The sequence below is a fragment of the Defluviitoga sp. genome (assembly GCF_035349255.1).
In the GTDB taxonomy this organism is placed as follows: Bacteria; Thermotogota; Thermotogae; order Petrotogales; family Petrotogaceae; genus Defluviitoga.
This window is the reverse complement of record NZ_DAOPSE010000080.1, coordinates 1-3,075: the sequence shown is the minus strand read 5'-3', so window position 1 is coordinate 3,075 and position 3,075 is coordinate 1. Positions and strand designations below refer to the sequence as shown.

The 3,075-nt window shown below is 27.8% G+C and carries 2 protein-coding genes; both read left to right on the top strand.

What is annotated here, in order from left to right:
* Positions 1-1,396: 1,396 nt before the first annotated feature.
* Positions 1,397-2,362, top strand: coding sequence for an ATP-grasp domain-containing protein (locus tag PKN74_RS08210; protein ID WP_464234179.1), 966 nt, complete (start codon positions 1,397-1,399; stop codon positions 2,360-2,362).
* Positions 2,359-3,000: an HAD family hydrolase gene (locus PKN74_RS08205; RefSeq protein WP_472310349.1), complete on the top strand. Its 642-nt coding sequence runs from the start codon at positions 2,359-2,361 to the stop codon at positions 2,998-3,000. Before PKN74_RS08210 ends, PKN74_RS08205 begins: the two co-directional genes overlap by 4 nt.
* Positions 3,001-3,075: the final 75 nt, after the last annotated feature.

Here is a 3,075-nt window from a genome sequence, read left to right as displayed (position 1 = left end):
TTCCTAATTTACCAAAATTTTCAAAAAAACCGTCTTTTTTAATCGCTATTCCACTCTAACTGTAAATTGCTGAGTTTCGCTTTCTTCACGTCCTTTGAATTCAGATTTTTTTTATTGTTGATAACTCTGAAAAAATACTGAGTGGTTCTCCAACACTGATCATTTAACTCTCCTCCTAATAATAAATCATTACCTTCAAGAATTTGAAGTTGTTTCTTTAATGATTAAGTCAATTTACTCTTCAATAGTTTTTGGACTAAACTCCTCCACTATTGGTAACGTATTATAAAAACCCTATATTAAATTCAAGTTGATATTATATAATATATCAGATAGTTTAAAGTTTGCTATGAAGAAGTTGTCTAATAAGTCTGCTCTTTCGTAAATCTCCTTGAGCAGACTTACTTCTTCTTCTGAATCATATCTAAAATACTCAACTAACTTTCTTACCTTATCTCCACCTTTTTGTTCAACATGAGCATTATTGTTTTTCTAATATGGTATACTCGTTGAAAGATACTTCCCATCATTACCTTTTATTTTATCAAACAATATTTTAAGAATAGTCTTATCGTTATCAGATCGGTAACAGATAACATCAATTTGAAAATTCATACAAAGAAAACCCATTATTATTTTTCAACTCTTTCATCTTCGGTATCCTTCTCCTCCTTTTCCTAATCCAATCACTAGGAGAAGGATACCATTTTTATGTACATTTATGTACATCTTTATTTGCAACTTTTCCCACATTTTTATTTTACCATTTACAAGAGACATATAATTATGATCTAATGAAGAAGGCAAATATGGGGTGATTATGTGATATAATATAGGCAAATATTTTGTTAAAAAATTAATGAGATATCTAATTTTTAATTTCTGTCTTAACAATAGTAAATAAATTAACAATTACTTTGGTTGATTAGTTCAAATGAAAATAATATACTGCAAATTAGTTATTATGACTTGTGAAATAAGATGTCTTCTCATGTTTCAAAAAATGTCCAAGTAGATAGCGGTGTAAAATTAGGTAAAAATGATACAATTAAAGATAATGCCAAAGTAGCCAAAAGCACTATTAAAGGCACTTATAAAAGGAGATACAATTAATAGTAAAAACTGTATAATTAACGTTTTAATAGATAAGGTGGCTAAAAGTGATTCGAAGACTTACATTTTTTATTCAAAATTAAAAATTTCTGATGTATAAGAATTAATATGTACTTCGAGAAAAAGCCATTACTAATATTAAACAACAACAAAAATAGATAAAACTAAAATAATTGTAAAGAAAAGAAGTAAAAATGGTGAAAAATACTGAATGGAAAATATGAATAATTTTTAATTAATGACATTTTCTGAATCTTATTTTTGCGTGAAAGGAGTTCCTTTTATGAAAAAAATTCGAATCTTACTTGGCTCGTGCGGAGGCTTAACTGGATTATATCTCAGTAAATTGTTTAAAAAAATTGATTCGAATCTTTATGAAATATTTGGATTTGATGCTAATAATAAAAATCCAACAAAATTTTTCCTCGACAAATTTATTGTTATTCCAAATTCCTCAGACGAAGAACATTTTTTATCTTCTTTAATTCAGCTTTTGAATAATGAGAAAATTGATGTTTATCTCCCGCTTCATTCTTCTGAAATAAGAGTTATTTCAAAATATGAAGATTATATAAAAAGCCTTTCTAATACGAAATTCATAGTTTCTGAATTTCGATCTTTTATGTTCCTAGATAATAAAAAAAATCTTTACATTTCTCTGGCTGATCTTGGAATAAGGGTACCAAAGATTTTTGATGAAAATACTCCGCCCTTATCAAATGAATTTCCTATCTTTTTTAAACCTGAAATTGGCAGTGGTAGTAAGGGAACAATGATTGTAGAAACGAAAGAAGAGTTCGAGTTTCTCAAAAAACAAAAAGGTATATTTTTAGAATTTCTCAATGGAACAGAGTATACAGTGGATGCGATTTTCGATCAGGAAGGAAAATTATTAGGATACAATCAAAGAATAAGATTAAAAACTTTGGGTGGTGCTGCAATCGTAACTCAAAATAATTATGAGGTGGATGTCGGTGATTACTTAGCACTCATTTCATCACACTACAAAATAAAAGGGCCTGCAAATTTTCAGTTTTTCAAGACTTCTGAAAATGAAATTGTTTTTACTGACGTGAATTTACGTTTTCCATCGGGCGGTTTGCCTTTAAGCGTTGAATCGGGAATTAATATTCCTTTAATTACAATAAAGTTATCGCTTGGTGAAAACATCACTCCTCAGGAATGCGTTCCTGATAGAAAGAAGCGAACTATGTATAGATATTTCGAAGAAATATTTGAGGAGGAATAGAAATTATAATCTTCGATTTTGATGGAACAATCGTAGACGTTTGGGAAAGATATTATAAAATTTTTAAAGATTGGTGGAATTTAGACATTAAAATTGAGACCTTCAAAGCTTTCAAATGGAATACTCAAGATGAAAAGCAAATGTTAGAAAAAATGGGAATTCTTGCTAAGGATGAAGAATTTCAAGAATACAAAAAATTTAAGAGATGGGCTTTAGAAGAAAAACAATATTTATCACTTGATAAACTTATAATAGATACCGATCTCATCACTAACATCAAGGAAAATTTTATTATTTTAACTATGAGAAATAATCAAAATGCTTTTTATTGGCAGTTAGAGTACCTTGGGATTTTCAAATTTTTCAAAAATAATTGTGTTGTATTAAAACCACAAGGTCCAGAAACGAAAACAGAATGGCTAATTCTAAATGAAAACTGTTTTACCAATGAAACAATATATATTATTGGAGATTCAGAGACAGATTTGAACATGATTAAAGCATCATATACATTAAAAGATAAGATAATAAAAGTATTTCTTGTAAAAAGTGGTTTAAGAAACCCTTATAAAATAATCGATAAAACTAAACTTCCTGCAGAAGTAATTGAAAATGTTAATTCATTTTTAATTGGCTAAAATCACATAAATATCATAAAAAAGTTTATAAAATTCTTTATTCTTCGAGAATTCTTTTGATAAATATTTCGTTAT